Here is a 25,477-nt window from a genome sequence, read left to right as displayed (position 1 = left end):
GATGGAGCATGATCTGGCGAAAGGGCCAGCCAGCGACGCCACGCCTACGGGCAGGGGCGGCAGCCGCGCGACCAAGGCCTTTTGGCGCAAGATACGCGAACCGCTGGCGCAGTCGCGATTCGTCAAGAACGCCATTGCCAGCCTGCTCGCGCAATTCGTGCGCCTGGTGCGCCTGACCAGCCCCCTGGTCGCCGGATCGGCGCGCTTTTCGGGCGGCGCCTATGCCGAATTCGAGCCCGGTATCATCGCTTTGTGGCACGGCCAGCATCTTTTGACGCCGGCCTTTTATCCCAAGCGCAAGCCGCTGGTCGCCATGGTGTCGCGCAGCGCCGATGCCGAGCTGAACGCATTGATGTTGGAGAAATTCGGTATCGAGGCGGTGCGGGGTTCCGGCGGACGCGACAATGCCAGGCATCTCGACAAGGGCGGGGCCAAGGCCCTCATCGCCCTCAAAAAGTCGCTCACCGCTGGCAAGAACGTCGCCATGATCGCAGACATTCCGCACGGCACGCCGCGCGACGCAGGGCTTGGTATCGTTCTGTTGGCGCGTCTCTCGGGCCGGCCGCTGCTGCCGGTCGCCATTACCACCAGCCGCCGCAAGGTGCTGGAGAAGAGCTGGGACAAGACGACCATCAACCTGCCATTCGGCCGATCCGCTGTCGTTATAGGCCCACCGATTTTCGTGGCGGCGGACGCCGACGAAGCCGAAATGGAGCGCAAGCGCCAGGAAATCACGGCTGCACTCAATGCCGCGACGGCCGAGGCCGACCGCCTCGTGGACGGACGGCAATGAGCGGTCGCTGGGCGCGCGCCATGCTGTCGGCCTACCGTTTTGCCGGCGCCGCGGCCTATCCGCTGGTCGGACCGTACGTTGCCTGGCGCACCTCGCGCGGCAAGGAAGACCGCAACCGCCGACGTGAGCGCTATGGCGTTGCCGGCCGCCCGCGCCCCGAAGGACCGGTGATCTGGATCCATGCCGCAAGCGTCGGCGAGACCATAGCCGTCGTGCCGCTGGTCGAAAGCATTCTCGACTATGGCGTCAACATCGTTTTGACGACCGGCACCGTGACATCGGCCCAGGTTGCCGACGAGCGGCTCGGCGACCGCATCATCCACCAATATGTGCCGCTCGATTTGAAGCCGGCGGTCAGCCGGTTCCTCGATCACTGGCGGCCGGACCTGGCGATCATCGCCGAATCCGAGATTTGGCCGATGACCATCCTTGAGCTTGGCGCGCGCCACGTGCCGCAGGTGCTGGTCAATGGCAGGCTGTCCGACCGCTCGTTCACCTCGTGGAAGAAGCGCGCCAACATCGCCGAGGCGCTGTTCGAGAACCTCGCCCATGTCGTTGCCCAGTCCGATGTCGACGGCGAGCGTTTTCGCGCGCTCGGCGCCCGGCCGGTCACGGTGTCGGGCAACCTCAAGGTCGACACCAACCCGCCGCCGGTCGACCAACGGGCGCTGGCCACTTTGCAGCGGCAGATCGGCGGCCGCCCGACCTGGGCGGCGATCTCGACGCATGACGGCGAGGAAGTGGTCGCGGCGGAAGTCCACGCGACGCTGCACAAGCGTCACCACGGCTTGCTGACGATCGTCGTTCCACGCCATCCCGATCGTGCCGAGGCTCTCGCCGCGCAGATTTCCGGTATGGGCCTGAAGGTCGCGCGGCGCAGCAAGGGCGACCGCATCGGGCCTGACACCGATATCTTGCTCGGCGATACGATCGGCGAGATGGGGCTCTATCTCCGGTTGACCGAAATCGCCTTCGTCGGCCGCTCGCTGACCTCGGAGGGCGGCCAGAATCCGCTCGAGCCGGCCATGCTCGACACCGCGGTTCTCGCCGGGCGCAACGTGCAGAATTTCCGTGAAGCCTATCAGCGCCTGATCGACAGCGGCGGCGCCAAGCTGGTGCGCGATCGCGACATGCTGGCCGGCGCCGTCAACTTCCTTTTGACCAACGAAGTGGCGCGCCACGAGATGATGGCGGCGGGGATCGCGACCGTCGATGAGATGCGCGGCGCGCTGGCGCGCACGCTGAAGTCGCTTGAACCCTACATCCAGCCGCTGGTCGTCAAGTCGCGCCTGAAGGGCGCCAACGGGCGCTAAGGTGGCCTCCGAAGCACCACCATTCTGGTGGGAAGAGCCGGACTGGAAGGTCCTGGCACTGTCACCGCTGTCGGCCGTCTATGCACTCGTTGCCGGCCGCGGCATGCGGCGGGCGCGGCGCGAGAAGATCGATGCGCCGGTCCTGTGCATCGGCAATTTCACCGTTGGCGGCACCGGCAAGACGCCGGTGGCCATCGCGCTCGCGCAGCAGGCCAAGCGCATGCAGCTGAAGCCCGGTTTCCTGTCGCGCGGCCATGGCGGCTCGTTCGCCGAGCCGCATGTCGTCGATGCCCATCACGATGCCGCCAAGCATGTCGGCGACGAGCCGCTGCTTTTGGCCGAACACGCCCCCGTCGCGGTGACACCAAACCGCGCCGCCGGCGCCCGACTGCTGCTGGAAAAGCACGGCTGCGATTTCCTGATCATGGATGATGGCTTTCAGAGCGCGCGCATCCATATCGATTACGCGCTGGTCGTGGTCGATGCCCGCTACGGCATCGGCAATGGCCGCGTCATTCCGGGTGGCCCGCTTCGGGCCAAGATCGTCGACCAACTGGTCTTCACCAGCGGGCTGTTGAAGATGGGCGAGGGCACAGCCGCCGACGCCGTGGTGCGCCAGGCGGCGCGCGCCGGCCGGCCGATCTTCGAGGCTCATACCGAGCCAAGCAGCAAGACGAAGCTTACCGGCAAGCGGTTCCTCGCCTTCGCCGGCATCGGTCATCCCGACAAATTCTTTGATACGGTGCGAGAGGCCGGCGGGGAGGTGGTTCTCTCAAAACCCTTTCCGGACCATCACTTCTATGCCGAGGACGAGCTCGCCGAACTGGCGACGACGGCGCGCACCGAAGGTCTCGGGCTCATCACCACGGCCAAGGACGCTGCCCGGTTACGCCACGGCGCCTCACAGAATTTTCTCGACAAGCTCGACGTGCTGGAAATCGATACGGTTTTCGAGCTCGACAATGTGCCAGAACGCATCATCCACGAGACGTTGGATGCGTGGCGCCAGCGCAAGCTCAAAGGTTAGCAATTCCAGGAAAAGTGTGACGCGGTTTTCCCCGGGAAAGCGCAGCGCTTTCTTTTGGGGATTGCGTCAAACAAAAAAGCTAGCTCCGCTTACGCAACTCCGGATGCACCTCGATTTCACGGCGCAGCGAGGCGGTGGCGTTCACGTAAGGCTCCTGCCTGGCGACGCTCCAGTATTTCAGCTCATCGAGCGGAATGCTTTCACCGGTCACGGCGCAGCGCACGAACGAGCCGGGGCTGGTGACCTGGAAATCGCCATCGAGATAGCGGATGCGGGCTTCCTTGCCGCCCGGGCCTTCGAAACGGTTCATCATGCGGTGGTGCCAAGTGTCATACAGATTTCATCGCCACAAATCTGCGGCCGGGTCAAGCATGTGACAAGCTTCGGACAATGCTGAGAGGCTACGAGATGCTGAAAAGCGCTTTTATCGGGGGCATGATGGATATTTCTTCCGCCCGCCTGGCTTCCATGCTCAAGGAGGCGATGACGCCGCAACCCGTGCCGTTGGCGAAAGCCGATCCGGTCAGGACGGCGCTGGTCAGGGAACTGGTCCAGCCCGCCGCGCCCTCTCTGTTGGCACAACGCACGGCGCCCGCTTTGTTGGCGATGCCCGCAGCGCCAATGGCCGTCAAATCGCAGCAGATTGCTTCCTCTGGCATCGTCGAGGCCTATCAGGCCCAGTTCGACGCGAGGGATGAGGCGGTGCTGGCTGAGGTCGTGGCGAGGAAAGCAGCACCAGAAGCCGAAACGCAGCGAGGCTTCGTGCCGCCTGCGGCAACGGCCAATGACAACGCTCCCGCCAGGGCGGCGGGCGTGTCCTTGCTGTCTTTTATCCCGCCGCAGGCTCCGGTCCCGCAAAACGCCGCCCTCCTGGGCACGCTGGCAGGACGGCATAAGCCGGCCAATCAATCACACGGTGTGGCGCCGAACCCCGAACGCCTGCTGGTGAAGATCGGCTTTGTTTCGATCATGGCCGGTTTGTTGGCAACCATGATCTTCGGCTTCGTTCTGCTGTTGCTTCGCTGAACGTCGAATCGGGGATAGGCCAGCAGACCTATCGCTCGGCTTCGATGAACGCCTCGATCTTGTCCGGCGCCAATCCGGCCTGCTGCGCAATGCGGCGGGCGAGGTCGGCGGCGGCGGTGCGTGGCCGTCCCAGCGGCCGGTCGAGCCAATAGGACACGGGATTGAGCGCGGTGCGCTCGTCGACAGCGGCGATGCGGCCCGACTGCAGCTGATGCCCGGTCAGCGGCGGACGCGCCAAGGCAATACCGAGCCCATAGGCGGCAGCATCCAGCACCAGATTATAATCCTCGAAGCGGCGATCCTGCGGGCGCGGACGATAGTCCATGCCTTGCGCGGCGAACCAGGCACGCCAGCCGGAGGCGTCGGAATCGTTGATCAGCGGAAATTTGAGCAGCCGGGCCGGGTCGCCGCGGCCGATCTCGCGTGCCAGTTCCGGCGAGGCGACGGGAAAGACATGCTCCTCGAAGAGCTTTACCGAAATGCGGCCCGGAATGCCGCCACGGCCGCAGCGGATCGACAGATCGATGCCTTCATCGGCAAGGTCGGCCTGGCGGATGTCGACATCGAGCACGATGCGCAGCTTGGTCGGATTGTTCTCCAGTGCCGCCATGCGCGGCATCAGCCACAGCCCGCTGACCGAGGGGATCGAGGTCAGCCGCACCACCGCCGTGCCGCGCGGCTCGACCCAGCGGTCGGAATGGCTTGATATCAGTGCGAAGGCTTCCGCCGTGCGCAAATGCAGCCGGTTGCCTTCGATAGTCAGCGAGACGCCGCGCGCGCCGCGATCGAACACTTTCAGCCCGAGCCAGTCCTCGAGCTTGGCGATCTGCCGGCTGACGGCGCCATGGGTGATGTTGAGTTTTTCGGCCGCCGCCGAAAAACTGCCGGTCCGCGCCGCCGCATCGAAGGCGCGCAGGGTTTCGAGTGGCACCATTGTGTCCGAGCTGTGATCCATAGTCACAGGTGATCCTCGATTTGGTCGTTTGTCAACAAGCGGGAAAAGGCGTTTTGTGGCCTTCAGGACACAAGAACACGAGGGCAGTGAGATGAGCGCGATGACGGGCACGTTGAATCAGACACAGCGCATGGGCACCACGGCAGCCGTCGCGGTTGCGCTGACGGTGGTTGGCTGGGCCTCTGCCTTTCCGGCCATCCGCGCCGGCCTTGCCGCCTTCGGTCCGCTGGAACTGGGCGCCCTGCGCTTTGGCATCGCCGCCGTGCCGGCGGCGATCTTCCTTGTTGTCAAGCGTCCGGCGTTGCCGAGGCTCGACGAATTGTGGCGCCTCGCCTTCGGCGGCGCAATTTTCGTCGCGCTTTACACCGTCATGCTCAATTTCGGCGAACTGACTGTCTCGGCCGGTGCCGCCGGCTTCATCATCAATGTCAGTCCGATCTTCACCGCCATTATGGCGATGGCTCTGCTCGGCGAGCGTTTCTCAAGCTGGGCCTGGTTGGGCACGGCCATTTCTTTCGCCGGCATCGGCATCATCGCCGTGGCCGACGGGAAAGGCCTGCACTTCAATGCCGGCGCGCTGCTGGTTCTTGGCTCCGCGCTGTGCTCGGCCGTCAACACCATCGTGCAGAAGCCGCTCTTTGCCCGCCACCATCCGCTGACCATCTCGGCCTCGAACATGATCCTTGGCGCACTTTGCCTGTTACCGTTTCTGCCAAGCGGCGTTGCACAGGCTGCGGTCGCCAACGCAGCCGGCCTCGGCGCCGTGATCTTTCTCGGCATCGTGCCGAGCCTGATCGCCTACGCCGCCTGGGCGACGGCGCTGTCGCGCCTGCCGGCGGCGCGTGCTTCAAATTTCCTCTATCTGGTCTCACCGATGTCCGCCCTGATCGGCTTCTTCTGGCTGGGCGAAGTGCCGACGCTGCTCGGCATCCTCGGCGGAGCGCTGGCGCTCGGCGGTGTCATCGTGGTGAATTTGAAGCGGTAGATCAGAGTGTTGGAAGGCCTTCCTGAATCGAAAAGGGCCGCTGAGAGCGGCCCTTTTCGACCCCCACCCCGCTGCTTCGCAGCGACCCTCCCCACAAGGGGGAGGGTGAGGAAGCGATCTACCCGCCTACAGAACAGCGCTCATGCGGAAAAGCTCGGCGCTCTACCTCCCCCTTGTGAGGAGGTCGGACCGAAGGTCCGGGTGGGGGTGCTTGGCGCGCCGACGGAACCGAAACCTTCACCGCCGCCCGAACAGCCTTTCGATATCCGCCAGCTTGAGCTCGATATAGGTCGGGCGGCCATGGTTGCAGGTGCCGGAACCCGGCGTCGCCTCCATCTGGCGCAGCAGCGCGTTCATCTCCTCGGCCTTGAGCAGGCGGCCGGAGCGCACCGAGCCGTGGCAGGCCATGGTGGCGGCGATCTTGTCCAGCCGCTCCTTCAGTGTCTCGACCGTATCATTGTCGGCGATCTCGTCGGCGAGGTCGCGCACCAATTGCTGGACATTGGTTTCGCCCAGCACCGACGGCGTCTCGCGCACGGCGACGGCGCCCGGGCCGAACCGCTCGATGCCGAGGCCGAAGCGGGCGAGCGTTTCGGAATGCATGGCGAGCCGCTCGGCGTCCTCTTCCGGCAGGTCGATGATTTCAGGCAGGAGCAGCATCTGCGAGGGGACGGGCCGCGAGTGCAGCGCGTTCTTCAGCGCTTCGTAAACCAGCCGCTCATGCGCCGCATGCTGGTCGACGATGACCAGCGAATCCCTGGTCTGGGCAACGATGTAGTTCTCGTGCACCTGGGCGCGTGCCGCGCCGAGCACCGCGCCAAGCAGCGTCTCGGCCGGCATATCCTGGCTGGCGCGCGCATCGGCACTGGCAAGAGGGCCGGTATCGAACGCCGCCTGGTCAGGCTCACCAAAGCCGCCATTCCGTGCGCCGGCGCGTTCAAAGCCCGTACCTTCAAATTGCATGTCGAGCGGCCGCTGCGGCGAGCGCGAAGGGTCGAAGCCGGTGGCGCCGGAAGCACGGTAAGCCGCGTCGTAGCTGCGATGCCCGTTGGCCGGGCCGCCGTGACCGTAGGATGCCGCACCCGGCCGGAACGCAGCCATCATGCCGGCGGCACCTGTGGTGGCAGAACGGATGCCGGCATCGGCCAGTGCCTGCCGGATGGCGCCGACGATCAGCCCGCGCACCAGGCCCGGATCGCGGAAGCGCACATCGGCCTTGGCCGGGTGGACGTTGACGTCGACGATGGCCGGATCGAGCGAAAGAAACAGCACCGTCACCGCATGGCGGTCGCGCGGCAGGACATCGGCGAAGGCGCCGCGAATGGCGCCGGCGATCAGCTTGTCGCGCACCGGTCTGCCGTTGACATAGGCATATTGCTGCAGCGCGTTGGCGCGCGTGAAGGACGGGATCGACACATGGCCGGTCAGATGCACGCCCTCGCGCATCGCGTCGATGGCAATGGAATTGTCGGGAAACTCGGCCCCCATCACCTGGGCGACGCGGCGCAGGCTGCCCTCAGGACTGTCGTCGGTCGCCGGCAATTCCAGCGTCGAGCGGTCCGAGCCGGCCAGCGTGAACCGCACGGAAGGGAAGGCGATGGCGATGCGCTTGACCACATCGCTCGTGGCCGAGCTTTCGGCGCGCTCGCCCTTCATGAATTTGAGCCGTGCCGGCGTAGCGAAGAACAGGTCGCGCACCTCGACCGTGGTGCCGCGGTTGGCCGCCGCCGGCCTGACCGGCAGGACGCGACCGCCTTCGATGCCGATTTCGGCGGCGCTGTCGCCAGAGGCCGTGCGCGACCGGATCGACAGCCGCGACACCGAACCGATCGAAGGCAGCGCTTCACCGCGAAAGCCGAGCGAGCGGATGTCGTTGATGTCCTCGACAAGCTTGGAGGTGCAGTGGCGGGCGATCGCCAGCGCCAGTTCCGATTCGGGAATGCCCGACCCGTCATCGGTGACGCGGATCAGGTTCAGCCCACCGCCTGAGGTGACGATTTCGACGCGCGATGCGCCGGCATCGAGCGCGTTCTCGACCAGTTCCTTGACCACGCTCGCCGGACGCTCGATGACTTCGCCGGCGGCGATCTGGTTGATCATCGTTTCGGAAAGCTGGCGAATGGGCATGACGACAGTATAGGCGGATTCGTGCCCTGCGGGCGAGGGCGAACTGCGGTGGAGGCGTGAAACGGCTTTATGCCTGCGCCGCCAGCCAATCCCTGACCTTGCGGGCATTGTCGCTGAGTTCACGGTTCTTCGGCCAGACGATATAGAAGGCCTTGCCGGTCTTGAGCACGTGATCCGTCACCTGCACCAGCAGTCCCGTTGCCAGCAGCCGCTCGGCGAGGTGCCGCCAGCCGAGGGCGATGCCTTGCCCCTCCATCACGCCCTGGATGACCAGGCCATAATCATTGATGCGCAGGCCGCGCGCGGTGTCGTCGAGACTGCCGCCGGCCGACTGGAACCATTCGTCCCAGCTGGCTGCCTCGCGGTACGGCTCCTCGAGATGGATGAGGCGGTGCGTGGCCAGCTCCCCGACCGTCCTCGGCATGCCGAATTTGACCAGGTAACTGGTTCCGGCAACGGGAAAGATCTCCTCATCGGCGAGCGGCAGCGAATGATAGTCCGGCCAGTCCCGGGGCTCGCCGCCGCGCACGGCAAGCGGGATGCCTTCGGCGATGATGTCGAGGTCGCGGTCGGCGGTCTGGATGCGCAAATCGATGCCAGGCAGTTCATCGCGGAACTGCTGCAGCCGCGGCATCATCCAGAAGGAGCCGAAAGCGGTCGATGCGGCAAGCGTGACATGGCCGCCGGTCGCCTGCAGGCGCAAATCCTCGGCTGACTTGCGGATGTGCGACAAGCCCAGCGAGACATCGGCATGGAAGCGCTCGCCGGCTTCGGTCAGGCTGACCTGCCGGTGGCGACGCTGGAACAGCTTGGCGCCGAGCTGCTCTTCCAGCCCGCGCACCGCGTAGGAGACCGCCGCCTGCGTCATGCCGAGCTCGCGCCCGGCGGCGGTGAAGCTCGATAGCCGGCCGGCTGCCTCGAAGACGATCAAGCTGCCGGCGGAGGGCAGGAGGTGGCGCAGGCTTCGCATAAGCAGAGCTTATACAAGAGATCAGGATTTTCCAGCGTCACAGGCCTATTTCGTCTCGCTAATTTGGCTGGAACGGACTTAGACCAATTCCAGGAAAAATGTGAACGGTTTTCCCACAGGAATTGCGTCAAAACAAAGAGTTAGAGCGGTTCGCCGTTTCCGGTGCGCTGCTTCAGGGAGGCTCCATGAACGCACCGGCCGCTGAATTGACCGAACCGACACATCGCCGAAGCGGTGGCCGCCTGGGACGCAAGGCGCTGCGGGCGGCTCCGATAATCTCGTTCCCGACCCTTGTGCGCAAGATTCCGGTCTACCAGATGGTCCCGGACGAGGCGGTGGAGTTGATCCACGAGGAATCGCTCAAGATCCTCGAGGAGGTAGGCTGCGAATTCCGCGACGACGGCGCGATCGCGCTCTGGAAGGCGGTCGGCGCCGATGTCAGGGAGACGCGTGTCCGCATCGACCGTGCGCTACTGATGGAGCTCGTCTCGAAGGTTCCGTCGGAGTTCACGCTCAATGCACGCAACCCCGAGCGTACGGTTCGCGTCGGCGGTAACAACTCGATCTTCGTGCCGATGTATGGCGCGCCCTATGTGCGCGACCTCGACAACAACAGGCGCTATGGCACGCTCGCCGATCTCAACAATTTCCACAAAATGGCCTACATGGCGCCGGCGCTGCATTCCTCGAGCTCGGTCATCTGCGAGCCGATGGAGATAGCAGTGCCGAAACGGCATTTGCACATCATCCATTCGGCGCTGAAGCATTCCGACAAGCCGTTCATGGGCATAGTGACATCGAAGGAGCGCGCCGAGGACACGATGGCGATGGCTGGCATCGTCTTCGGCGAGGAGTTCGTACGCGAAAACCCTGTGCTGGTGGCGATCACCAACTGCAATTCGCCGCTGGTATGGGACGCCACCATGATCGACGCCATGCGGGTCTACGCGAGCCACAATCAGCCGCTGATCCTGGCGCCTTTCGCGTTGTGCGGCGCTTCGACCTCGGCTTCTGCCGTCGGCGCGGTGGCGCAGGTCAACGCCGAGGCGCTTGCCGGCGTGGCGCTGACCCAGCTCATCCGACCAGGCTCACCGCAGGTCTACGGCCAGTTCATGGTCACGGTCGACATGAAGACCGGCGCGCCGATGGGCGGCACGCCGGAGGCCGCCCAGATGATGTATCTGATGGGGGCACTGGCGCGGAAATACCGGCTGCCGTGGCGCACCTCCGGTTTCCATGTCGGCTCGAAGTTGAATGACGCCCAGGCGGGATACGAATCGAACATGCTTATGCATGCCGCCATCCTCTCCGGCGCCAACTATATCTGGCATTCCGCCGGATGGCTGGAAGCCGGCCTGACTTGCGGCTATTCGAAATTCGCGACGGACTGCGAGCAGCTTGTCGGCTGGTACAAATATGCCGGCGGGCTGCCGTTCGACGATTTCAAGGAAGCGATGGCGGCGATCCGCGAGGTCGGGCCGCAGGGCCATTTCCTCGGCACCCAGCACACGCTGGAGCATTTCGAGTCGGCCTTCTTCATGCCCTCGATCATGGACTTCAATTCCTACGAACAGTGGAAGGCCGAAGGGGCGAAGGACCACGACACGCGCGGCCGCGAGAAGGCGCGCAACATGCTCGCCGACTACGAGGAGCCGAAACTTGATGAGGGCGTCGCCGAGGGTCTGAAGGATTTCATCGCCCGGCGCGAGGAGAAGCTGCCAGACACGGTGAGTTGACACTGGGAGTTGAGGCAAAGGGCGAAGTCGCGACGGGAACCATAAGGGAGGAAGAAAAAAATGACACTTTTCAGAAGCAACGGCGATCGTGTCCCGAGCGCAATCGAGGCCATGGCGCAGGAGGCACGTGCCGGCCGCATGGACCGGCGCGAGTTCCTGGCGCTGGCTAGCGCCTTCGGCGCCTCCACGGCGCTGGCCTACGGCATGATCGGCCTCGCCGCGCCGCAACAGGCGCTGGCCGAGGAGCCGAAGAAGGGCGGCACGCTGCACGTCTCGATGTCGGTCAAGGCGCAGAAAGACCCGCGCACCTACGACTGGGTGGAGCTTGCCAATATTTCGCGCAGCTGGCTGGAGCCGCTGGTTCGCTACACCAAGGAATTCACCTTCGAGCCGGTGCTGCTTGAAAGCTGGGATATCAACGACGACGCCACCGAATACACTCTGCACGTGCGCAAGGGCATCACCTGGAACAATGGCGATGCTTTCAACGCCGATGACGTCGCCTACAATCTGACGCGCTGGTGCGAGAAGGGCGTCGCCGGCAATTCAATGGCCGCACGCGTCGGCGCGCTTATCGACACAAAAACCGGCAAGGCGAGGGATGGCGCGATCACCAAGGTCGACGACAGCACGGTCAAGCTGAAGCTCAGCGAACCCGACATTTCGCTGATCCCGAACTTCACCGACTATCCAGCACTTGTAGTGCACCGCAATTTCGATGCCGACGGCGCCGACCCGATCAAGAAGCCGATTGGCACGGGAGCGTTTGAACTGGTCTCTTACGATGTCGGCCAGAAGGCGGTGGTGAAACGCCGCACGAACGGCAAATGGTGGGGCGGTGAGGCGCCGCTCGACGGTATCGAGTTCGTCGACTACGGCACCGATTTCAACGCCACGGTGAACGCGTTCGATTCCGGCGAGATCGACCTCAATTTCGAGAGCCCCGCCGACTTCATCGACATTCTGGACAAGATGGGGCTGCAAAAGTCGGAGGTGGCGACCGCCACCACGCTGGTTGCCCGCACCAACATCACCCACAAGCCCTATGACGACCAGCGGGTGCGTAACGCGCTGCAGATGGCCGTCGACAACAATGCCGTACTCCAGCTCGGCTATAGCGGGCGCGGTACGGTTGGCGAAAACCACCATGTCGCCCCGATCCATCCGGAATATTATCCCTTGCCGAAGAAGGAGCGTGACGCCGCCGGCGCCAAGAAATTGATGGCGGACGCCGGCCAGGCCGATTTCGAGCACGAGCTGATCACCATCGAGGACGATTGGCAGAAGAACACTGGCGATGCGATCGCCGGTCAGTTGCGCGATGCCGGCATCAAGGTGAAGCGGACGGTGTTGCCGGGGTCGACCTTCTGGAACGACTGGACGAAATATCCCTATTCGATGACCATCTGGTACATGCGCCCGCTCGGTGTCCAGGTGCTGGCGCTGGGCTATCGCACTGGCGAGGCGTGGAATGAATCGGCCTATTCCAATCCCGATTTCGACGCCAAGCTCAAACAGGCGCTCTCGCTGATCGACGTTGCCAAGCGCAAGGAGGTGATGAAGGACGTCGAGCAGATCCTGCAGGACTCCGGCGTCATCATCCAGCCGTTCTGGCAGAAGCTGTACAGCCATACCAACAAGAAGGTGAAGAACTACGGGGTCCACCAGACCTTCGAGATGGACCTTCAGAACGTCTGGCTGGACGGCTGAAAGGAGGGCGGGCAGGGGCTTCATGAGCGGCAAAAAAGCCGGTATGCAGGATGCGTGGTGCTGATTGCTTCAAGCCATCAAAAGCCGGAGATTCTGCATGAGACTGACAGTGCTCGTTGCCGCCCTTGCGACGGCCTTGCCCGCAACCGCCTTCGCCGGACCGGCGTCCGACGCCGTAAAGTTCTTCTATGTTCCGGCGGTCAAATTCGAGGCCGACGCACAATACCGGGATCGCTTCACCGAGCCGGTGACGAAACTGTTCGATCTCAATGATCAGGCGACCAAGAAGAATCCCGACCAGGTCGCCTGCATCGATTTCGATCCTGGTCTTGACGCGCAGGATTTCGACCAGAAGACTGTCTCAAAGACCTTGAAACTGTCCGAGACGGTGGATGGCGACACGGCGCAGGTGGTGGCGAACTTCAGGCTTTTTTCGGACGGAGACGATTCGCAACGCGAAATGCACTGGTCGCTGAAGAAGGTCGATGGCAAGTGGAAGGTATCGGACATTGCTTCGAAGACCAGCGACTGGACGCTGAGCCATCTCGAATGCATGGCCGGCCAGGATCCGGAGTGACGCGACGGGCCTCGGCCGTTCCCGCCGGGGCGTCGAATTGGGGGATTCTTGTCGCTGTTTGCCATCCCTGACGCTCGAAGCTTGCTAAATTTCGTGGAACGTCAAGCACTTCGACTGTAGTGTGAAGGCTATGTAACAAAGGCACGATGGTGGCTGCGTAGCTTGGCGGATTGCCGTTCACACGAGAAATTCAAATTGGTGATTCGGTTTTGACGTCACGTTGCTTTCGACGAGGCAACGCGCTAGACTTCCTCCGCTTGGTTGTGAACGAATATCTTGTTCCATATAGGGGGAATGATCATGAAAATTCTAGGATACCTATTATCTTCGCTGCTTCTCGCTTTGGTAATGGCGGTGACCGCCACGCCAGCTTCCGCGCAAGCGGTCCGGACATGGGTCTCTGGTGTTGGAGATGACGCCAATCCCTGCAGCCGCACGGCGCCTTGCAAAACGTTCGCCGGCGCTATTTCGAAGACCGCCGCCGGCGGCGAAATCAACTGCATCGATCCGGGTGGCTTTGGCGCTGTGACGATCACCAAGGCGATAACGATCGCCTGTGAGGATGTCGAGGCGGGCATAACGAATGGCGGGACGAACGGCGTGATCGTCAATGCCGGTGCGGCCGACGTCGTCATTCTTCGCGGCCTTGATATCGACAGTGCGACCGCCACGCCTGGCCTCAACGGCGTTCGGTTTCTTGCCGGCGCTGCTTTGCACATCGAGGAATGCGTTATTCGTGACCACGGCGGTGCGGCGCCCAACGGCAACGGTATCTTGTTCTCGCCGTCGGGGACGACGGCCGAACTCTATGTCACAAACTCGTACATCACCGGCAATGGCGCCGACGGCGTCCATATCCAGCCGACGGCAGCTGGCGTTGCCAAGGTTGTCATCGCTGGCTCTTCGATCCAGAACAACGGTCTTGCTGGAGTGAAGGCGGATGGCACCAGCAACACTGGCGGCTCCAACACAACCATTGTGAACAGCAGTGTCTCGGGCAATACCAATGCCGGTATCAGCATCCTGAATCCGGGCGGCGGGCCGGCCATCAACATCATGGTCGACGACGTTGCCGTGGCCAACAACGGTGCGGCCGGCGGCCTTCGCGTCGACGGGGCCAACGCAAACATCCGCGTCGGTCGCTCGACCATCTCCGGCAACGCCACCGGAACGGCCGTCGTCAATGGCGGCGTGATTTCGTCCTATGGCAACAACGAGATCAACGGCAACACCAGTGATGGGCCAAATCCGCCCGTCATTCCATTGCACTGAAATGACCTGATGTGGCTCGCTTGGCGCGATACCGATCGCGCCAAGCGGGCAATTTGAATGACGTGGCCTTGTCTACGCCAACAAACTCTGCATGGTTCTCGATCAGGCCCGAAGTTGCGTGGCTGGATGTCCAGCCAATCGAATGCATGCCAATCGCAAAGCATGACTGGCCAAAGCCTTGGTGACGTTATGGCCCGTTTCTGTCTTCTGGCATTGTCGGTTTCTTTCATACTGGCGTCGGGTTTGAATGGCACGGCTGCGCAAGGGTTGTTCGGCGCGCCACCGGCAAACGCTCCGGCCGACGGCGCGCCCTCGGCTGGCGCTCCTGCCGGCAGCGGGGCGCCGCCCGCCAATGCACCGGGCGGTGCGGTGGAGCCGGCAACGCCGCCGGTTGCCTGGCCGCCCAGCCAACCTGCCGCGCCCATCCAGCCGGGATCGCCGACAGCGATGGTGCGGCCGTTCTACGATCAGGTCGGCCTGGAGATCGATCCGGCGCAGCGCAGCCATTTCATCGATCCGGCCAAAACCGTGCTCGACAAGAGCGATGCGCTGCGCAAATCCGGGCAGGGCGAGTGCCTCGATCCCAACATGGCGCTGGACAATGCCGATTACGACAAGGACGAGATCGACAAGAGCCTGAAGACGCTCGAAGCGATCAATGGCGACCAGGCCAAGGTCATCGTCGCCTTCGTCGTCGCCGGCAACCCGCACCGTCTCGAATGGAAGCTCAAGAAGGTCGACGGCGACTGGAAGATATCGGATCTGCTGTCGGTGACCGGCGAGTGGGCGCTCAGCCAGTATCAGTGCGAATGAACCGGCAATGAAGCTTCGCTTGTGGCTCGCGATCGTGCTGGTCGGGCTCGGCGTTGCCGGGGGCGTGTTCGACTGGCACATCGGCACTGTGCTGATCGCCCGCCAGCCCCGGCAAGCTCTGGCGGCGCCTGGCGATTTTCCCGTCGAGCGCGTCGTGCTCGATCAGGCCGATGCGCCCGAGCTTGTCGGCTGGGTAGCCGATCGAAAGGGCAGTTGCGGCGCGATTGTGCTGCTGCATGGGCGTGGCGCCAACAGGCTGGCCTTGGTTCAAAGGGCGAAGTTTTTGTTCGGCGCCGGTTATTCCATCATCCTGTTCGACCTGTCCGGGCATGGCGAGAGCGGCGGCGCCATTCAAGGCTTCGGCTACAGCGAAGGGCAGGACGCCGCCCGCATCATTGCCTTTGCCAGGCAGCGCTTTCCCGGCCAGAAACTTGGGGCGTCCGGCTCATCGCTGGGTGCCACTGCCTTCGTCTTTGCCGCACAGCAAGCGCCTGCCGATGCCTATGTGCTGGAGCAGCTCTATGCGAGTTTGCGCGAGACCACGGCATGGCGCATGCCTTTCCACTTCTGGCGCGGTTTCCAGGCCGATGTGCTTTTGGCGCAGATGCCGGTTCGTCTTGGCTTGAGCGCCGACGACGTCAGGCCGGTCGATCGCCTCGGCAAGATCCGTGCACCCCTGATGCTGCTTGCGGGCAGCGTCGATCCCTTCATCGACCGTGGCCAGGTGACGGCGCTGCAAAACGCCGCCACCGGCTCGCAGCTGGTCTGGTTCGAAGGGGCAGGCCATGTCGACCTGCTGCGCTACGACCCGCCACGCTACCGCGATGCCGTCCTTCCCTTCCTGGCGACGAGGCTCTGCCTGACGGGTGCCGGCAATGGCTGACGCCCGTTCAGCCGCGGCCGCGATAGGGCGCAACGCCGGTGTCGGGCAGCCAGGCGCCTTCCGGTGGCGCGCCGGTCTGCCAGAACACATCGATCGGAATGCCGCCGCGCGGATACCAATAGCCGCCTATGCGCAACCACAGCGGCTTGGTTGCTGCCACGATGCGGCGGCCGATCATGACGGTACAATCTTCATGGAAGGCGCCATGGTTGCGAAACGAGGTCATGAACAGCTTCAGCGACTTCGATTCCACCAAAGCTGCATCGGGTGCGTAGTCGATGACGATATGGGCGAAATCCGGCTGGCCGGTCACCGGGCACAGCGAGGTGAATTCCGGGCAGGTGAAGCGCACGATCGCCGGCGGACCGTCACCGCGCGAAAACGGCACGGTCTCCAGGACCGCTGCTTCGGGGCTCTGTGGCGTCTCGACGTGGGCGCCGAGCTGGGTAAGGGTTTTGGTATCGATCATGAGCGGGATCTCTTTCAATTTTCGCCGCTCCTTAGCACCGGACCGAAAAGTGCGCAGCGGTTTTCGGACGAATCCGGTGCTTAAATAGGAATTGAGCAGCGCATGCTGCTCCAACACAATTTTAAACAGCAGGAAGACGATGACCTCCAACGACCCGCTTCTCCAGCCCTACCAGCTCAAGCATCTGACACTGAAGAACCGGGTGATGTCGACCAGCCACGAGCCGGCCTATTCCGAGGACGGCATGCCGAAACAACGCTACCGGCTCTATCATGCCGAGAAGGCTCGGGGAGGTATGGCGCTGACCATGACCGCCGGTTCGGCGATCGTGTCGCGTGACAGCCCCGCCGCCTTCGGCAATTTGCATGTCTATGACGACCGCATCGTGCCGTGGTTGGCCGAACTCACTGAGGCCTGCCACGAGCATGACTGCAAGGTGATGATCCAGATCACCCATCTTGGCCGCCGCACCGGTTGGAACAAGGCCGACTGGCTGCCGGTACTGTCCGCCTCGCCGGTGCGCGAGCCGGCGCACCGCGCTTTCCCAAAAACCATCGAGGACTGGGACATCGAGCGCATCGTTGCCGACTATGCTTCGGCCGCCCAGCGTTGCCAGGCCGCCGGCCTCGACGGCATCGAGTTCGAAGCCTACGGCCATCTGATGGATGGCTTCTGGTCGCCGGCCACCAATCATCGCGACGACGCCTATGGCGGTTCGCTCGACAATCGCCTGCGCTTCACCAACATGGTGCTGGACGCAGTGCGCGCGGCGGTCGGCGAAAAATTCGTCGTCGGCATCCGCATGGTCGCCGACGAGGACTTCGAGAAAGGCCTGTCGAAGGAGGAGGGCGTCGAGATCGCCAGGCGGCTGGCCGGCTCCGGCAAGGTCGATTTCCTCAACATCATCCGTGGGTCGATCGAGAGCGATGCGGCACTAACCAAGGTCATCCCGGTGACCGGCATGCGGTCTTCGCCGCATCTCGATTTCGCCGGCGAGGTGAGGGCGGCGACCAAGTTCCCGACCTTCCATGCGGCACGCATTTCCGATGTCGCCACCGCGCGTCATGCGATCGCGACAGGCAAGCTCGACATGGTCGGCATGACCCGCGCCCACATCGCCGATCCGCACATCATCAAAAAGGTGATGGAGGGCCGCGAGCACGAGATCCGCCCCTGTGTCGGCGCCACTTATTGTCTCGACCGCATCTACGAAGGCGGCGAGGCGCTGTGCGTGCACAATGCGGCGACCGGCCGCGAGGCCGAGATTCCGCACATCATCGTCAAGGCCGAGGGGGCGAAGAAAAAGGTCGTCGTCGTCGGTGCCGGCGCCGGCGGACTGGAGGCAGCGCGCGTCGCAGCCGAGCGCGGCCATCAAGTCACGATCCTGGAGGCGTCGTCGCAAGCGGGCGGCCAGGTGCGTCTGGCGACGCAGAATCCGCGCCGCAAGGAACTGATCGGCATCATCGACTGGCGGCTGGCCGAACTCGACCGGCTCGGCGTCGAGATCCGCTACGACACCTGGGCGGAGCACGGTGATGTTCTGGCGCTGGCGCCAGATGTTGTGGTCGTTGCCACCGGCGGCCTGCCGCAGAACCCGCCGCTGGCGGCGGGCGACAATCTCGTCACGTCGAGCTGGGACATCATGGCCGGCAGCGTCAAGCCGGCCGAGAACGTTCTGCTCTTTGACGACAATGGCGGCCATCAGGGCATGGGCGCGGCCGAGTTGATCGCAAATGCGGGGTCCAAGCTGGAACTGGTTTCGCCGGAGCGTTTCTTCGCCCCCGAAATGGGCGGCATGAACCACGTGCCGTATATGCGCGCTTTCCAGGAAAAGGGCGTCACCATCACCATCAACACGCGCCTGCGCTCGGTGCGGCGCGAGGGCAATCAACTGGTCGCCGAACTGGCTTCGGACTTTGCCGATGGCTGGCGCGGCGAGCGCCGGGTCGATCAGGTGGTGGTCGAGCACGGCACGGCGCCGCTCGACGATCTGTACCTCAGCCTGAAACCGCTGTCGAAGAACGGTGGCGCGGTGGATTACGAGCGACTGGTGAACGGTGGCGACATTTTCCCGGCACGCAATCCCGTAGCGGGCTTCGTGCTGCTGCGCATCGGCGATGCGGTCGCCTCGCGCAACATCCACGCCGCCATCTATGACGGGATCAGGTTCGGCCTGCGCATCTGATCCACGGTCCGCTCAGCCCGGCGCAATTGTGGCGTTAGTGGCGCGCGGCCGAGCCTGCGTACGAGAGCCCGTGTACGTTGGCCTGACCGCGCGCCCGCACGTCATTGGCTCGTTGCCAGACAACGTACGATCTCGTGAGGTGGTGCTGCGCCTCAGAACATCCGGGCGACAGCCATGCACAGCACCGTGATGGCCAGCAGCCGCGCGGCAATGCGTTCGCCCGTCGCCATTTTCGCGCGCAGTTGCGTTTCGGTTTCCGAACTCGCGCCGGCAAGTCGCCTGCTTGGCGCCCTGACCATGACGCCGAGTACGCCGGCGGCGGCGAAAGCGGTCAGAATGCCAAGCGCCAATACCATCTCCATCGAGCCGAAATAGGCACCATGGAAGAAATACCACAGCAGCGCCCCGGTCAGGAAAACCATGCCAGCGGCGCCCAACTGTGGCCGGATGAAGCGCTCGGCCCGAATCTCGGGATCGCGCGCCAGCGTGACCGTGGTGCCGGCCCAGAATACGCCTGCCAGGACATGAAGACCGATGACCACGATAAAGACATACTGCATACCGGCTCTCCTCTTTCGCCTGCTGGTGTTTAAATAGTTAGATATCTAACTGTTAGATGTCAATGTATAAACGCGGGTCTGTTCCATCTGTGGAAAACACCGGCTAGTGTCGAGCAATGACGCCCTTTGAACGCCCGCCGGTCGGCATGAATCTCGGCCGCACCGCCAAGCTTGTTGCGCAGGCCTTCGACGCCGCTCTGGTCGAGGCCGGCGGTACATTGCCGGTCTGGCTGACATTGTTGTCGGTTAAGTCGAATGGGCTAGCCAACCAGCGCGAGCTTGCCAGCATGATCGGAATCCAGGGCGCAACGCTGACCCACCACCTCAACGCGATGGAGGCGCAGGGACTGCTGACCCGGCGGCGCGATCCCGTCAACCGCCGGGTTCATCTGGTCGAATTGACGGAGGTGGGAGAAGCTCTGTTCGAGACATTGCGACAAGCCGCACTTGTCTTCGACAAGCGGCTTCGCACCGGACTGCCCGACGAGCGTCTGGCGGAGTTTGCGCAGGTGCTGGCGGCATTGCGGGACAATGTTGAAGGCTAGAAAAGCCGGCCCATGGGCTCAGTCATAGCTCTGGATCGCTCCAAACGCATAGTGGCGCAGCTTCAGCGCGGTGATCAGGTTGGTGAGCTGCGTCTTGCCGTCAAAGCCGTCCTGGAACATCTCGTCATGCATCAAGAGGATCAGCTTGCCCGGTTTGGCGAAGTGGCCATAACCGAACAGATGATCGATCTCGCTGACCAGATGGTCGACGCTCTGTACCGGCTCGCCGCTGTCCTTGTGCACCCATTCATGGTCCCAGCCGTAGAGGTAGAAACCGGAAGCCGCAACGAACTCGTAGTCGGGATCCTCGCGGCCGGCTTGCGCCGGGCCGAGGGAGTTGTCGTTCTTTGACATCGACGGCAGCCGGAACACATCGCGCCCCGGCAGGCGCGCATGCACGGCAGGTTTGAGGCCCAGCACGGCATTCGCCATGATCATGTCGGCAACCACCCCTTTCGTATCGCTGTAGAAGTGCCGGTAGTGATTGTAGGCGTGGCTGTAGCTGTGGTTGCCGATCGTTACCAGCGGCATCGCCTTGGCGCGCCGCACCAGCGCCTTGTTGGACGCACTGGCCTCGGCATGCATGCCAACCATGAACAGCGTTGCCGGAACCTGTTCTGCCGCCAGCACGTCGAGAATGTTGCTGGTGCCGTTCAGCGGGCCGTCGTCGAAGGTGAGATAGATGGTGCGATCCGCCCCATAGGCGGGCCACGCGGACATCAACATGGCCGCCAGGACAAACCGCAAGAATGTCATTAGCCGCACGATCCGGTTGTTATCGCGACAGGCCGCCATTTCAGCGGCTAGTTGTCAAGCCGGGCTGGATTCTGCCTAAGACAGGCTGCCCTGCAGGACCCGCAGTTTGGCCTTCTTCGGCATGCGGGCGGTCAGCCACTCCAGTGCCTTGTCCTGCGGCATCGGGAAGGCGATGGAATAGCCCTGCACCTGGTCGCAGCCGATCGCCATCAGCGAGTCGAGTTCGGCCTCGGTTTCAGCACCCTCGGCGACGATGGAGATGCCGAGGCCGCGAGCAAGCTCGGTGATGGCGCGCACGATCTTCGAGTTGTCGCCATTCTCGTGGATGTTCTGGACGAAGCGGCGGTCGATCTTGAGCCGGTCGATCTCGTTGGGATTGACGTGGCTGAGCGAGGCATAGCCGGTGCCGAAATCATCGAGTTCGAGATGGACGCCGGCGGCCCGGATGTGACGCAGCTTAGCCGCGATGCCTGTCTTCTCGTCGTCCAGGATGACGGATTCGACGATTTCCAGCGACAGTTTCTGCGGCGGCAGTCCCGCCTTTTCCAGCGTCTCGAACAGAAACGCATCGAAATCGTGCTCGCGCAACTCGGTGCCCGAGACATTGACGGCAAGCCGGCCGAAGGCAATCCCGGCACGGTTCCATTCTGCGGCCTCGTTGATCGCCTTGCTGATCACGATGCGGCCGATCTCCGGCATGAAGCCGCATTTCTCGGCGACCGGAATGAATTCGCCCGGCGAGATCATGCCGCGCTCATGATGGTTCCACCGCACCAGGGCTTCGATGCCGCTGATGGTGCCGTCGGTGAGGGAAACCTGCGGCTGGAAATAAACCTGGAACGCCTTCTCTGAAATGGCGACCTTGATGTCGTGTTCGAGCTGCTTGCGGTAGTCGAGCTCGTGGCGCAACTCCTCGGAGAAGAAGGAGAAGTTGCCGCCGCCCATTTTCTTGGCGGAATAAAGCGCCAGATCGGCATGGACGAGCAGATCCTGCGCATTGTCGGCATCGATCGGATAGACGGCGATGCCGCCGCTGGCGCCCGGAAGAATAGTGGTGCCCTGGAAGACAATCGGCTCGTTGATATGCGCCAGGATGCGCCGTGCGAGCATATTGATGTCTTCGGTGCTGCCGGCTCCGTTGAGGATCATCACGAATTCATCGCCACCGAGCCGCGCGCAGAGATCCGACGCCCGGCAGGAATCGCGCATGCGCTGGGCCGTGACCACCAGGACATAGTCGCCGGCGGCGTGGCCGAGCGTATCATTGATCTGCTTGAAGCGGTCGAGGTCGAGCTGGACGACGGCCAGCCGTTCGCGCCGCCGGTGCGCGCCCTTGATCAGCGTCTCGAAATGGTCGGTCAGGAAGGTGCGATTATGCAGGCCGGTCAGGCCGTCATGAACCGCGATGAAGGCCATCGAATTGCGCGCATCGACCAGTTCACGCGTCTTGCGCAGGATCGCATTGGACATCGGCCTGAAGATGAACAGCGCAACCAGCAGGATGACGCCGAGTGTGGCGTAGAACAGCGTGCGGTGCAGGGTGAGCAGCTTTTCGGAGCGCTCGTCGGCTTCGGCGCTGATACGCTGGCCAAGGGCTGCATAGCCCGACAAGGTGGCATTGGCGACCGACGCATCGAGATTGACGCGCTCGGCGCCGCCTTTGTAGCCTTCATTGTCGAGATGGTTGAATTGCGATTCAAGGGCTGAGATCAGACGGTCGCCATTGGCGATCAGCCCGACTGAGAAATAGTCGAGATGGAAGGGCTTGGCGAAAAGCACGCTGTCAATCGACTTCGGATCGAGCTTGGCCGGCGATTCCGGATCCGCGCCGGTCTGCTTGAGCAGCAGGTCGTAGTTGGTCTCGAACTCCGCCGTAGCCTGTTTCAGCGCGCTGACCAGCGCCGGCTGCTTGTCACGCGAGGCGGCACCTGTTGCACTGGCCAGGAAGACGATGCGCTGCGACAACGTCTTCTGCGTGCTGACGATGTCGAGCAAGGTGTTGTTGTGCTGCTGCGTGGCCATCGTCTGCTGCAGCAGGACGAAGGACGCCGCCACCATGGTGGCAATGATCAGCAGCGCCAGCCAGTAGCCGGCTTTGATCAGCAGGATAAGCTTGCCTGAAACGGTATGCACCGGCTGCTGCGACATGTTTGGGGGCGGCCCTCTCGCCAACGGATTCCTGTATGAGCACCATTGAACTGGAAACGTTAACAGGACCGGAAACCGGCAGCCGGCCGGCAAGGGGGAGGAGCGGAAAGATCGCGAAATGGTTATCGCCTCCTTTCGCCGCCGGGCTGCATTTGAGCATTCGTTATCCCATGCGCTCCCGAGTGGTTGCTTGGGCGATGTCCATGGCGTCTCTTCTGATGCTACCCGGCCACCCGATCCGGTCGCTTTTGCGATGGATTTTTTGCGCGGGCGGGACGACAGTCTGCCCACGTCAAACGAGGCCTGATCATGACCGCAGCATTTCTCTCCCATATCGACAGTGAGCTTGCCGGGCTCAAATCGGCTGGCCTCTATAAGTCCGAGCGGGTGATTTCCTCGATGCAGTCGGCGCAGATCGAGGTCGGCGGCGAGAAAGTGCTGAATTTCTGCGCCAACAACTATCTCGGCCTCGCCGACAGTGTCGACCTGCGAAAGGCCGCCACCCAGGCGCTCGACCGCTACGGCTACGGCATGGCGTCGGTGCGCTTCATCTGCGGCACCCAGGAGGAGCACAAGCAGCTCGAGGCGACGATTTCCTCCTTCCTCGGCCTGGAAGACACCATCCTCTACGGCTCCTGCTTCGACGCCAATGGCGGCCTGTTCGAGACGCTGCTCGGTGAGGAAGACGCGATTATCTCGGATGCGCTGAACCACGCCTCGATCATCGACGGTGTCAGGCTGTCGAAGGCCAAGCGCTTCCGCTACGCCAACAACGACATGGCCGATCTCGAAGCGCGGCTGAAGGAAGCAAGGGATTGCCGTTTCCGGCTGATCGCCACCGACGGCGTGTTCTCGATGGACGGCATCATCGCCAACCTGAAAGGCGTCTGCGACCTCGCCGACAAATACGATGCCATGGTCATGGTCGACGACAGCCATGCGGTCGGCTTCGTCGGCAGGAATGGCCGCGGCTCGGCCGAGCATTGCGGCGTCGAGGGCAGGGTCGACATCATCACCGGCACGCTCGGCAAGGCGCTCGGCGGCGCTTCCGGCGGCTATACCTCTGGGAAGAGCCAAGTGGTCGACTGGCTGCGCCAGCGCTCGCGGCCTTATCTGTTCTCCAACACGCTGATGCCGGCGATCGCCGGCGCTTCGATCAAGGTCTTCGACCTGATCCGCAATGGCGACGCCTTGCGCGAGCGCCTCTATGCCAATGCGGCGCGGTTCAGGTCTGAGATGGGCAAGCTCGGCTTCACGCTGGCCGGGGCCGACCATCCAATCATCCCGGTGATGCTGGGCGATGCGACGCTGGCGCAGGAGATGGCGGCGCGCATGCTGAAGCGCGGCATCTATGTTATCGGCTTCTCCTTCCCCGTGGTGCCCAAGGGCCAGGCGCGTATCCGCACCCAGATGTCGGCGGCGCATTCCATTGCCGATATTGACAGGGCGGTGGAGGCTTTCGCTGTGGTCGGCAGGGAACTGGGCGTCATTTCCTGAGCGGCCGACGCCGAAAAGCGATTCCGGATCAAGAGATTCAAGGGACAAAAGAATGTCGAACATGATGAAGGCGCTGGTGAAGGCCAAGGCCGAGCCGGGCATCTGGATGGAAGAGGTACCGGTGCCGGAGATCGGCCCCAACGACGTGCTGATCAAGATCAAGAAGACGGCGATCTGCGGTACCGACGTGCACATCTACAATTGGGACCAGTGGGCGCAGAAGACGGTGCCGGTGCCGATGGTGACCGGCCATGAGTTCGTCGGCACCGTCGCCGATTTCGGCGCCGCGGTCACTGAATACAAGGTCGGCCAGCGCGTGTCGGGCGAAGGTCACATCGTCTGTGGCCATTGCCGCAACTGCCGTGCCGGGCGAGGGCATCTGTGCCGCAACACACTCGGCGTCGGCGTCAATCGGCCCGGCGCCTTCGGTGAATACCTGGCGATCCCGCAGCACAATGTCGTGCCGATCCCCGACGACGTGCCGGACGAGATCGCCGCGATCTTCGATCCCTTGGGCAATGCCGTCCACACGGCATTGTCCTTTGACCTTGTCGGCGAGGACGTGCTGGTCACTGGCGCCGGGCCGATCGGCATCATGGGCGCGCTGGTGGCGCAATGTGTCGGCGCGCGAAAAGTGGTCATCACCGACATCAACCCGGTGCGCCTGGCGCTGGCGAAAAAGCTTGGCGTCCAGCATGTCGTCGACGCCTCGAAGGAAAAGCTGCGCGATGTCATGCCGGTGCTTGGCATGACCGAGGGTTTTGACGTCGGCCTCGAAATGTCGGGAGCGGCGCCCGCCTTCCGCGACATGATCGACACCATGAACAATGGCGGCAAGATCGCCATTCTGGGCATCGCGCCGACCGGCTTCGAGATCGACTGGAACAAGGTCATCTTCAAGATGCTGCATCTCAAGGGCATCTACGGCCGCGAAATGTTCGAGACCTGGTACAAGATGATCGCGCTGGTGCAGGGCCCGCTCGATGTGAGTGGGCTGATCACGCATCGTATTGGCATCGACGATTATCAGGCCGGGTTCGACGCGATGCGGAGCGGCAGTTCGGGCAAGGTGGTGATGGATTGGTAGGCGCATCGATAGAGACGTCGAGTTTCTTCGCGCCCCCCTCTGT

At 63.2% G+C, this 25,477-nt stretch carries 23 protein-coding genes; 15 read left to right on the top strand and 8 right to left on the bottom strand.

The window, feature by feature from the left end:
* Position 1 precedes the first annotated feature (1 nt).
* From AC56QX_RS26945 to lpxK, 3 genes are read left to right on the top strand one after another with little or no spacing between them, the layout of a single operon-like run.
* Positions 2-793 carry a lysophospholipid acyltransferase family protein gene (locus AC56QX_RS26945; RefSeq protein ID WP_497111519.1) on the top strand — a complete coding sequence of 264 codons (792 nt, stop codon included), beginning with the start codon at positions 2-4 and terminating at the stop codon, positions 791-793.
* Positions 790-2,106: a lipid IV(A) 3-deoxy-D-manno-octulosonic acid transferase gene (gene waaA, locus AC56QX_RS26940; protein ID WP_027042205.1), complete on the top strand. Its 1,317-nt coding sequence runs from the start codon at positions 790-792 to the stop codon at positions 2,104-2,106. Before AC56QX_RS26945 ends, waaA begins: the two co-directional genes overlap by 4 nt.
* 1 nt (position 2,107) lies before the next feature.
* Positions 2,108-3,133, top strand: coding sequence for a tetraacyldisaccharide 4'-kinase (gene lpxK, locus AC56QX_RS26935; RefSeq protein WP_497111518.1), 1,026 nt, complete (start codon positions 2,108-2,110; stop codon positions 3,131-3,133).
* Positions 3,134-3,212: 79 nt separating this feature from the next.
* On the opposite strand, the gene AC56QX_RS26930 is transcribed toward lpxK, so the two are convergent.
* Positions 3,213-3,446: a DUF2093 domain-containing protein gene (locus AC56QX_RS26930; protein ID WP_023779388.1), complete on the bottom strand. Its 234-nt coding sequence runs from the start codon at positions 3,444-3,446 to the stop codon at positions 3,213-3,215.
* A 95-nt stretch (positions 3,447-3,541) separates the two neighbouring features.
* Between AC56QX_RS26930 and AC56QX_RS26925 the strand changes: the two genes are divergently transcribed.
* Positions 3,542-4,159 carry a hypothetical protein gene (locus tag AC56QX_RS26925; RefSeq protein ID WP_497111517.1) on the top strand — a complete coding sequence of 206 codons (618 nt, stop codon included), beginning with the start codon at positions 3,542-3,544 and terminating at the stop codon, positions 4,157-4,159.
* 28 nt (positions 4,160-4,187) lie between these two features.
* On the opposite strand, the gene AC56QX_RS26920 is transcribed toward AC56QX_RS26925, so the two are convergent.
* Complete coding sequence (locus AC56QX_RS26920; RefSeq protein WP_497111516.1) at positions 4,188-5,114, bottom strand: LysR substrate-binding domain-containing protein; 927 nt, start codon at positions 5,112-5,114, stop codon at positions 4,188-4,190.
* 91 nt (positions 5,115-5,205) lie between these two features.
* Between AC56QX_RS26920 and AC56QX_RS26915 the strand changes: the two genes are divergently transcribed.
* Positions 5,206-6,099 carry a DMT family transporter gene (locus AC56QX_RS26915; protein WP_497111514.1) on the top strand — a complete coding sequence of 298 codons (894 nt, stop codon included), beginning with the start codon at positions 5,206-5,208 and terminating at the stop codon, positions 6,097-6,099.
* A gap of 237 nt (positions 6,100-6,336) precedes the next feature.
* Here the strand turns inward: AC56QX_RS26915 and mutL are convergent, their stop codons facing one another.
* The gene (gene mutL, locus AC56QX_RS26910; RefSeq protein ID WP_497111512.1) at positions 6,337-8,226 is read right to left on the bottom strand and encodes a DNA mismatch repair endonuclease MutL; all 1,890 of its coding nucleotides are present in this window, start codon (positions 8,224-8,226) and stop codon (positions 6,337-6,339) included.
* A 67-nt stretch (positions 8,227-8,293) separates the two neighbouring features.
* The gene (locus AC56QX_RS26905; protein ID WP_497111511.1) at positions 8,294-9,196 is read right to left on the bottom strand and encodes a LysR substrate-binding domain-containing protein; all 903 of its coding nucleotides are present in this window, start codon (positions 9,194-9,196) and stop codon (positions 8,294-8,296) included.
* A gap of 185 nt (positions 9,197-9,381) precedes the next feature.
* Between AC56QX_RS26905 and AC56QX_RS26900 the strand changes: the two genes are divergently transcribed.
* The 6 genes from AC56QX_RS26900 (at position 9,382) to AC56QX_RS26875 (ending at position 16,187) form a co-directional block, all read left to right on the top strand.
* Complete coding sequence (locus AC56QX_RS26900) at positions 9,382-10,932, top strand: trimethylamine methyltransferase family protein (RefSeq protein ID WP_497111510.1); 1,551 nt, start codon at positions 9,382-9,384, stop codon at positions 10,930-10,932.
* Between the two features lie 60 nt (positions 10,933-10,992).
* Positions 10,993-12,642 (top strand): ABC transporter substrate-binding protein, encoded by a 1,650-nt coding sequence (locus tag AC56QX_RS26895; RefSeq protein ID WP_497111509.1) that lies wholly within the window; start codon positions 10,993-10,995, stop codon positions 12,640-12,642.
* Positions 12,643-12,739: 97 nt separating this feature from the next.
* Positions 12,740-13,219 carry a DUF3828 domain-containing protein gene (locus AC56QX_RS26890; protein WP_497111508.1) on the top strand — a complete coding sequence of 160 codons (480 nt, stop codon included), beginning with the start codon at positions 12,740-12,742 and terminating at the stop codon, positions 13,217-13,219.
* A 300-nt stretch (positions 13,220-13,519) separates the two neighbouring features.
* Positions 13,520-14,491 carry a right-handed parallel beta-helix repeat-containing protein gene (locus AC56QX_RS26885; protein ID WP_497111507.1) on the top strand — a complete coding sequence of 324 codons (972 nt, stop codon included), beginning with the start codon at positions 13,520-13,522 and terminating at the stop codon, positions 14,489-14,491.
* Between the two features lie 189 nt (positions 14,492-14,680).
* The gene (locus AC56QX_RS26880; RefSeq protein WP_497111506.1) at positions 14,681-15,304 is read left to right on the top strand and encodes a YqhG/Tai3 family protein; all 624 of its coding nucleotides are present in this window, start codon (positions 14,681-14,683) and stop codon (positions 15,302-15,304) included.
* A 7-nt stretch (positions 15,305-15,311) separates the two neighbouring features.
* On the top strand, positions 15,312-16,187 hold the full coding sequence (locus tag AC56QX_RS26875) for an alpha/beta hydrolase (RefSeq protein WP_497111505.1): 876 nt from the start codon (positions 15,312-15,314) through the stop codon (positions 16,185-16,187).
* A 7-nt stretch (positions 16,188-16,194) separates the two neighbouring features.
* On the opposite strand, the gene queF is transcribed toward AC56QX_RS26875, so the two are convergent.
* Positions 16,195-16,656, bottom strand: a complete 462-nt coding sequence (gene queF / locus AC56QX_RS26870; protein WP_010915503.1) for a preQ(1) synthase — start codon at positions 16,654-16,656, stop codon at positions 16,195-16,197.
* Between the two features lie 139 nt (positions 16,657-16,795).
* Between queF and AC56QX_RS26865 the strand changes: the two genes are divergently transcribed.
* Complete coding sequence (locus AC56QX_RS26865; RefSeq protein WP_497111504.1) at positions 16,796-18,841, top strand: oxidoreductase; 2,046 nt, start codon at positions 16,796-16,798, stop codon at positions 18,839-18,841.
* Positions 18,842-18,993: 152 nt separating this feature from the next.
* Here AC56QX_RS26865 and AC56QX_RS26860 read toward each other — a convergent pair whose 3' ends face one another.
* Complete coding sequence (locus AC56QX_RS26860) at positions 18,994-19,401, bottom strand: hypothetical protein (RefSeq protein WP_497111502.1); 408 nt, start codon at positions 19,399-19,401, stop codon at positions 18,994-18,996.
* Positions 19,402-19,517: 116 nt separating this feature from the next.
* On the opposite strand from AC56QX_RS26860, the gene AC56QX_RS26855 reads away from it, so the two are divergent.
* Positions 19,518-19,946, top strand: coding sequence for a MarR family winged helix-turn-helix transcriptional regulator (locus AC56QX_RS26855; protein ID WP_497111500.1), 429 nt, complete (start codon positions 19,518-19,520; stop codon positions 19,944-19,946).
* 18 nt (positions 19,947-19,964) lie between these two features.
* Here the strand turns inward: AC56QX_RS26855 and AC56QX_RS26850 are convergent, their stop codons facing one another.
* Together AC56QX_RS26850 and AC56QX_RS26845 are read right to left on the bottom strand one after the other, a co-directional pair.
* A complete protein-coding gene (locus tag AC56QX_RS26850) occupies positions 19,965-20,666 on the bottom strand; it encodes a polysaccharide deacetylase family protein (protein ID WP_497111498.1) in 702 nt (233 codons plus the stop codon).
* A gap of 111 nt (positions 20,667-20,777) precedes the next feature.
* On the bottom strand, positions 20,778-22,850 hold the full coding sequence (locus tag AC56QX_RS26845) for a putative bifunctional diguanylate cyclase/phosphodiesterase (RefSeq protein WP_497111496.1): 2,073 nt from the start codon (positions 22,848-22,850) through the stop codon (positions 20,778-20,780).
* Between the two features lie 309 nt (positions 22,851-23,159).
* On the opposite strand from AC56QX_RS26845, the gene AC56QX_RS26840 reads away from it, so the two are divergent.
* Both AC56QX_RS26840 and tdh read left to right on the top strand, forming a co-directional pair.
* Positions 23,160-24,347, top strand: coding sequence for a glycine C-acetyltransferase (locus AC56QX_RS26840; RefSeq protein ID WP_497111495.1), 1,188 nt, complete (start codon positions 23,160-23,162; stop codon positions 24,345-24,347).
* 52 nt (positions 24,348-24,399) lie between these two features.
* Positions 24,400-25,434: an L-threonine 3-dehydrogenase gene (gene tdh, locus AC56QX_RS26835; protein WP_027034693.1), complete on the top strand. Its 1,035-nt coding sequence runs from the start codon at positions 24,400-24,402 to the stop codon at positions 25,432-25,434.
* Positions 25,435-25,477: the final 43 nt, after the last annotated feature.

This window comes from Mesorhizobium sp. RCAM 06353, from assembly GCF_059683585.1.
Note: the sequence above shows the minus strand (reverse complement) of the source record. Positions and strands in the feature narration are given on the sequence as shown.